Raw genomic sequence first — 521 nt, 5'->3', positions numbered from 1 at the left:
GCGCCGACGTTGGTGAACATGTACGGCATCACGGAGACGACGGTGCATGTCAGCCATCGTGTGTTGGATGCTGCGTTGGCGGCGGATGCGTCGGCGAGTGTTGTGGGTCAGGCTATTTCGGGTCTGCAGGTGTTCGTGCTCGATACGCGTTTGGCTCCGGTGCCTGTTGGTGTCGCGGGTGAGATGTATGTCTCTGGTGTTCAGTTGGCTCGGGGTTATCTGGGTCAGGCGGGGTTGACGTCGACGCGGTTTGTGGCGAGTCCTTTTGCTGCTGGTGAGGTGTTGTACCGCACGGGTGACGTGGCTTCGTGGAACAGTGCTGGTGATTTGGAGTATCTGGGTCGCGCTGATGATCAGGTGAAGATCCGTGGATTCCGGATCGAGATCGGTGAGATCGAGTCTGCGGTGTTGGCGGATGTGTCGGTGGCGCAGACGGCGGTGGTTGTTCGTGAGGATTCTCCGGGTGATCAGCGGTTGGTGGCGTATGTGGTTCCGGCTGCGGGTGTGAGCGTTTCGGTCGA

1 protein-coding gene is annotated in these 521 nt (G+C 59.9%); it reads left to right on the top strand.

Annotated elements, in window-relative coordinates; all coding sequences use genetic code 11:
• On the top strand, positions 1–521 hold a 521-nt coding region (locus ASU23_RS12320; protein WP_156423154.1), incomplete at both ends, for an AMP-binding protein.

This window comes from Rhodococcus sp. KB6, from assembly GCF_001445685.1.
Classification (GTDB): Bacteria; Actinomycetota; Actinomycetes; order Mycobacteriales; family Mycobacteriaceae; genus Rhodococcus_F; species Rhodococcus_F qingshengii.
This window is presented reverse-complemented; position numbering and strand designations above follow the sequence as displayed.